Origin of the sequence: Solicola agrisoli (assembly GCF_049059935.1) — a bacterium.
Classification (GTDB): Bacteria; Actinomycetota; Actinomycetes; order Propionibacteriales; family Nocardioidaceae; genus JAURVT01.
On record NZ_JBMGQR010000032.1, the window covers coordinates 38,242 to 44,241 of the forward strand.

At 72.6% G+C, this 6,000-nt stretch carries 9 protein-coding genes; 8 read left to right on the forward strand and 1 reads right to left on the reverse strand.

Going from position 1 to position 6,000, the window contains the following annotated elements; translation table 11 throughout:
• The first annotated feature begins 12 nt into the window (after nt 1-12).
• The 5 genes from ACI6PP_RS12750 (at nt 13) to ACI6PP_RS12770 (ending at nt 3,549) form a co-directional block, all read left to right on the forward strand.
• The gene (locus ACI6PP_RS12750; protein WP_421111969.1) at nt 13-699 is read left to right on the forward strand and encodes a VOC family protein; all 687 of its coding nucleotides are present in this window, start codon (nt 13-15) and stop codon (nt 697-699) included.
• A gap of 13 nt (nt 700-712) precedes the next feature.
• Complete coding sequence (gene dapE / locus ACI6PP_RS12755; RefSeq protein ID WP_421111970.1) at nt 713-1,777, forward strand: succinyl-diaminopimelate desuccinylase; 1,065 nt, start codon at nt 713-715, stop codon at nt 1,775-1,777.
• 63 nt (nt 1,778-1,840) lie between these two features.
• The gene (locus tag ACI6PP_RS12760) at nt 1,841-2,587 is read left to right on the forward strand and encodes an LOG family protein (RefSeq protein WP_421111971.1); all 747 of its coding nucleotides are present in this window, start codon (nt 1,841-1,843) and stop codon (nt 2,585-2,587) included.
• A complete protein-coding gene (locus ACI6PP_RS12765; RefSeq protein ID WP_421111972.1) occupies nt 2,584-3,042 on the forward strand; it encodes a YdeI/OmpD-associated family protein in 459 nt (152 codons plus the stop codon). Before ACI6PP_RS12760 ends, ACI6PP_RS12765 begins: the two co-directional genes overlap by 4 nt.
• Nucleotides 3,043-3,243: 201 nt before the next feature.
• Entirely contained in the window at nt 3,244-3,549 is a 306-nt protein-coding gene (locus tag ACI6PP_RS12770; RefSeq protein ID WP_421111973.1) for a hypothetical protein, read from the forward strand.
• Nucleotides 3,550-3,663: 114 nt separating this feature from the next.
• On the opposite strand, the gene folP is transcribed toward ACI6PP_RS12770, so the two are convergent.
• The gene (gene folP / locus ACI6PP_RS12775; protein ID WP_421111974.1) at nt 3,664-4,536 is read right to left on the reverse strand and encodes a dihydropteroate synthase; all 873 of its coding nucleotides are present in this window, start codon (nt 4,534-4,536) and stop codon (nt 3,664-3,666) included.
• Between the two features lie 15 nt (nt 4,537-4,551).
• On the opposite strand from folP, the gene ACI6PP_RS12780 reads away from it, so the two are divergent.
• The 3 genes from ACI6PP_RS12780 to ACI6PP_RS12790 all read left to right on the forward strand — a co-directional run.
• The gene (locus tag ACI6PP_RS12780) at nt 4,552-4,833 is read left to right on the forward strand and encodes a DivIVA domain-containing protein (RefSeq protein ID WP_421111975.1); all 282 of its coding nucleotides are present in this window, start codon (nt 4,552-4,554) and stop codon (nt 4,831-4,833) included.
• The gene (locus ACI6PP_RS12785) at nt 4,830-5,258 is read left to right on the forward strand and encodes an SRPBCC family protein (RefSeq protein ID WP_421111976.1); all 429 of its coding nucleotides are present in this window, start codon (nt 4,830-4,832) and stop codon (nt 5,256-5,258) included. The genes ACI6PP_RS12780 and ACI6PP_RS12785 overlap by 4 nt, the downstream gene beginning before the upstream one ends.
• A 56-nt stretch (nt 5,259-5,314) precedes the next feature.
• Nucleotides 5,315-6,000: M14 family zinc carboxypeptidase (locus ACI6PP_RS12790; protein WP_421111977.1), on the forward strand; the 686-nt coding region annotated here is incomplete at its 3' end.

Sequence of the window (6,000 nt, forward strand, 5' to 3'; positions counted from 1 at the left end):
TAGCGTCGAACGATGGCGCTCGCCCGGTACAAGGACCTCTGCATCGACGTCGTCGACGCGGACGCAGGTTCGAGGTTCTGGGCGGGCGCCATCGGTCTGTCCGCACGTCCCCACGACGCGGGCGACACGGTGGTCCGGCTCGACGGACCCACCCCGCAGCACGGCGTCTGGGTCAACGTCGTGCCCGAGCCGGTCACCGTCAAGCAGCGGGTGCACCTCGACCTCCACACCGGGTCGGTTGGCGAGCTCGAGGCGCTCGGCGCGCGGGTGCTGCCCGGCTGGGACACGCCGTGGACGGTGATGGCCGACCCTGACGGCGGCGAGCTGTGCGCGTTCGTCCGCGACGAGCCGCCGGCCGGGTACCGCCACTACGAGCTGGGGGTCGACGCGGCGGACGCTCGCGTGATCGCGCGCTGGTGGGCGGACGTGTGGGGTGGCACCGTCACCGACGAGGAGGAGTTCTCCTGGGTCGACGGGGTCGCGGGAATGCCGTTCGACGGCATCGCGTTCGCGCCCGTCCCCGAGCCCAGGACCGTGAAGAACCGGATCCACTGGGACGTCGACGTGGACGACGCCGCGGGCGTCCGGGCGCTCGTCGACGCGGGCGCGACCGTGCTGCGCGAGCCCGACGACGACGTGTCGTGGACGGTCATGGCCGACCCGGAGGGCAACGAGTTCTGCGTCTTCGTCGCGTCGTGATGGGATGGCGGTCATGGCCTCCCTCGACCTCGATCGGGACGTCGTCGCGCTGACCGCCGACCTCGTCGACATCTTCTCCGTCAGCCACGCCGAGGTCGAGATCGCCGACGCGGTCGAGGCCGCGCTGTCGACGCTGCCGCACCTGACGGTCGTGCGCGACGGCAACAGCGTGATCGCCCGCACCGACCTCGGCCGCCCCGACCGCGTCGTCGTCGCCGGACACCTCGACACGGTGCCGCTCAACGACAACCTGCCCTCGCGTCTCGACGGAGACACCCTCTGGGGCCTGGGCACCTGCGACATGAAGGGCGGCGTCGCGGTCGCGCTCAAGCTGGCCGCGTCCGTCCCCGAGCCCACCCGCGACGTCACCTACGTCTTCTACGAGGCCGAGGAGGTCGAGGCGGTGCACAACGGCCTCGGCCGCATCGCCCGCGAGCGTCCCGAGCTCATCGAGGCCGACTTCGCGATCCTGATGGAGCCGTCGAACGGGGTGGTCGAGGCCGGCTGCCAGGGCACGCTGCGCGTCGACGTGATCGCCCGAGGCGAGCGGGCCCACAGCGCCCGCTCGTGGCGCGGCTCCAACGCCATCCACGCCGCCGCGCCGGTGCTCGCCCGCCTGGTGGCCTACGAGCCCCGACAGCCCGTCATCGACGGCCTGACCTACCGCGAGGGTCTCAACGCCGTCGGCGTGACGGGCGGCGTCGCCGGCAACGTCGTGCCCGACGAGATGCGCGTCGCGGTGAACTACCGGTTCGCGCCCGACCGCAGCGAGGACGAGGCGTTCGCGCACGTCCGCGACCTGTTCCACGACTACGAGGTCGTCCTCACCGACACCAGCCCCGGCGCCCTCCCCGGGCTCGACCGCCCGGCCGCGGCGGCGTTCGTCGAGGCCGTCGGGGGAGAGGTCAACCCCAAGTTCGGGTGGACCGACGTCGCCCTGTTCAGCTCGCTCGGCGTCCCCGCCGTCAACTACGGCCCGGGCGACCCGATGTTCGCCCACAAGCAGGACGAGCACGTCCCGGTCGAGCACCTCACCCGCCTCGAGACCGACCTGCGGGCCTGGCTGACGCAGGGGTGAACACCCGGGGCCGTCCGCGCGCCACGACGGCGCCCGGCGGGCGTCCGCGTTAGTTTCGGGCCCATGACCACACCCCGCCCCGACCGTCCGCGCGAGCACCAGGGCGGACCGGTCCGCCTGCGTCGCGCGCAGGTCAAGTCCAGCACCACCGACCAGCGCCTGCTCGACTCGCGCGGCCCGTCGGACTGGGTGCACACCGATCCGTGGCGCGTCCTGCGCATCCAGTCCGAGTTCGTGGAGGGCTTCGGCGCCCTGGCCGAGCTCGGCGCCGCCGTCAGTGTCTTCGGCTCGGCACGGACCAAGGCCGACGACCCGATGTACCTCGTCGCCGAGCGCGTCGGGCACGGCCTCGTCGAGGCCGGGTACGCGGTGATCACCGGCGGCGGGCCGGGCGTCATGGAGGCGGCCAACAAGGGCGCGAGCGAGGCCGGCGGGGTCTCGGTGGGCCTCGGCATCGAGCTGCCCTTCGAGCAGGGCCTGAACGAGTGGGTCGACATCGGCATCAACTTCCGGTACTTCTTCGCCCGCAAGACGATGTTCGTCAAGTACAGCCAGGGCTACATCGTGATGCCCGGCGGGTTCGGCACGCTGGACGAGCTGTTCGAGGCCATCACGCTCGCGCAGACCCAGAAGGTGACGTCGTTCCCGATCGTGCTGATGGGCGTGGACTACTGGCAGGGCCTGATCGACTGGATCCGCGGCACCGTCCTCACCGACGGCAAGATCGCCGAGCGCGACGTCGACCGCATCCGCCTCACCGACGACGTCGACGAGGCGATCTCGTACTTCCAGCCCGGCCACCAGTCGTGAGCGCGCAGAGCTTCACCGCCACGGTGCTGGTGGCGGGCAAGTCGGCCACGGGCATCCCCGTTCCCGACGACGTCGTCGAGGCGCTCGGCGCAGGCAGGCGCGCCGCGGTCGTCGTCACGGTGCAGGGCTACACGTACCGCACCACGTTCGGCACCATGGACGGCCGCACGATGCTCTCGCTCAGCGCCGAGCACCGCGCGGCGTCCGGCATCTCCGGCGGCGACGAGGTGGAGGTGCGGCTCGAGGTCGACACCGCACCGCGCGAGGTCGAGGTGCCCGACGACCTGCGCGCGGCGCTGGACGCCGACCCGCAGGCCGCCGCGTTCTTCGCCTCGCTGACGCCGTCGGGCCAGAAGGTCTTCACCGTCTCGGTGACGTCGGCCAAGAAGCCCGAGACCCGCCAGAAGCGCGTCGAGACGGCCGTCGCCAAGCTGCACGACCACCAGAAGCGCTGAGCGTCGGGCGGGTGGGGGACCAATTACCACGTGAACGTGGTGTTTGCGCCCGAGCACGGGAGATCGACCGTGCTTCGCCCCATCTGCCGTGGTCGACATGACGGCGGGGACGGACGGTGCGCGGCCGGCCGCCTTCAGGCACCCTTCAGGTCCGGTCGGCACACTGGGCGCCCCCCCGTCGTCCACACCCAGGGAGCCCCCGTGCCCGACCTCTCCACGTTCTCGCTCGTCGACCTGATCGTCCTCGTCCTGGTGGTGCTCGCGGCCGTCGGTGCCCTGCGCCGCCGCTCCGGCATCCTCGGCGCGGCCGGAGCCGCCGTGGGCACCCTCGTCGTCGCCTGGCTCGCGGTCGTCGCCCTGGGCGCATGGGGACCCGAGCCCGTCGCGCAGGCGGCAGGCGAGAGCCGGCTGGTGCAGACCGTCCCCGCCCCCCAGCAGGCCATCGACGAGATCGACGGCCTGTTCGGCGGCTCCGACGCGGACCAGCCCACCGCGCCCGCCGCCTGAGACGCGCAGGGCGAGTCCCACGCGTCCCACGTCCCCCGGTTCTCCGACGAGACCACGGGAAGTTCTCCGTGGTGCCGTCGGACTCCCAGGTTGACCTGGGAAACCGACGAGCGGTCAGGCCAGGCCGCGCCGCGCGACCGCGGGCGGGCGGTCGCCACGGATGCTGGCGACCATGTCGAGGCACTGGCGGGTCTCGGCGACGTCGTGGGCGCGGAACAGACGCGCACCCGACCAGGCCGAGACGGCGGTGGCGGCGAGCGTGCCGACGAGCCGGTTCTCCTTGGGCAGGTCGAGGGTCTCGCCGACGAAGTCCTTGCGCGACAGCGCCACCAGCACCGGCCAGCCCGTCGCGACCAGCGCGTCCAGGCGCCGGGTGAGCTCGAGGCTGTGGCGGGTGTTCTTGCCGAAGTCGTGCGTCGGGTCGACCACGATCGCGTCGCGCCGCACGCCGAGGGACACCGCCCGGTCGGCCAGCGCCGTCACCGACGTGACCACCTCGCCCACCACGTCGTCGTAGGCGGGCCGGTACGGGTCGGTGCGCGGCGCGAGGCCGCCGGCGTGGGTGCACACCAGCCCCACGCCGTGCGCGGCGGCCACCTCGGCCACGCGCGGGTCGTGACCGCCCCAGGTGTCGTTGACGAGGTCCGCGCCGCGCTTGCACAGCTCGTCGGCCACCTCGCTGCGCCACGTGTCGACGCTGAGGACGACGTCGGGGTGCCGGCTGCGCGCCTCCTCGACGAAGTCGGCGGTGCGACGCAGCTCCTCGTGGACGTCGACCGGATCGCCGTACCCGGCCTTGACGCCGCCGACGTCCACGACGGCGGCCCCGGCCTCGACCACCGCGTCCAGCCGGTCGAGCGCGGCGGCCGTCTCGTAGGTGGACCCCGCGTCGAAGAACGAGTCGGGCGTGCGGTTCACGATCGCCATCACGACCAGGTCGGTGGGTCCGAACGTCCGCGTCCCGAGGCGCAGCGCCGTCTGCTCCATGGCACGATCGTAGGCGTGACCTGGTTGTTCCTCGCCCTCGCCGTGGTGGTGGTCGGCGTCGCCGTCGTCATCGCCGTCGGCCCCTTCGACGCCCCCGGGCAGATGGCCGGGGTCGACGACGAGCGCCCCGACGTCCTGCCGCCTCCCGACCGGCACCTCACGCCCCAGGACCTCGACGAGGTGCGCTTCACGACCGCCGTCCGGGGCTACCGGATGGACGAGGTGGACGCCGTCCTCGCGCGGCTGCGCGCCGAGTGGACCGAGCGCGAGTCCGGCGCCGCCCGGGAGCAGCGATGAGCGGCACCGGCCACCTCGACGTCTCGGTCGACGTCGCCGCGCCCGCGCAGGTGGTGTGGGACTACGTCACCCACTGGGAGCGCCAGTCCGAGTGGATCCCGCTCACCTCGGTGCGCGTGGACGGCGAGATCGTCGTCGCCCGCACGGCGCTCGGGCCCGTCGGGTTCGACGACGTCATGGAGGTGACCACCTGGGACCCGCCGTACCTGTGCGAGACGCTGCACACCGGCACGGTCGTCAAGGGCATCGGCATCTTCCGCGTCACGCCCAAGGGCTCGGGCTGCACCTTCACGTGGGGAGAGCGCGCCGAGGTGCCCGGCGGGCCGCTGGCGCCCTACCTGTGGCCGCTGGCCAAGCCCTTCCTGCACCTGGCCTTCGCGTACTCCCTGCGCCGGCTGCGCGCCCGCGTCGAGTCCGGCACCTGAGGGACGAATCGTCGCAAACCTCGTCAAGACTGACGATCTTCTGCGACCATCGCGTCATGCGTCTGCGCACCCTCCCCGCCCTCGTCGTGACGGCCGCCCTGCTGGCCTCGTCCGCCCTGACCCTCACGGCGGCCGAGGCCGCCCCGAAGGGTCCGCGCAAGCTGACGATCGGCCACAGCGTCAAGGACCGGCCGATCAAGGCCTGGCGCCTCGGCGACCCGTCGGCGAAGACCAAGGTGCTGGTGTTCTCGGCCATGCACGGCGACGAGGTCGCGCCCCGCACGATCCTGCGCAACCTGCGCGACGGCTCCGACATCGCGAACGTCGACCTGTGGGTGGTGCCCGTCGTCAACCCCGACGCCGTCGCCCGCGACTCGCGGTACAACGCCCGCGGCGTGGACGTGAACCGCAACTTCCCGGTGGCCTGGAAGAAGCGCAAGCACGCCGGCAGCCGACCGGCCTCGCAGCCCGAGACGCGCGCGCTGATGAAGCTCACGAACCGGGTCGACCCCGACTACGTGATCAACTTCCACCAGCCGCTGTACGGCATCGACACCACCGACTCGCGCTCGCCGGCCTTCGCCGACTCGCTGCGGCGCAACCTCAAGCTGCCCGCCAAGGCGTTCCGCTGCGGCAGCGGCTGCCACGGCACGTTCACGCAGTGGTTCGACGAGACCCACGACGGCACCACCATCACCGTCGAGCTGGGGCGCAAGCCGACGCGGGCCTACCTCACCCGGAC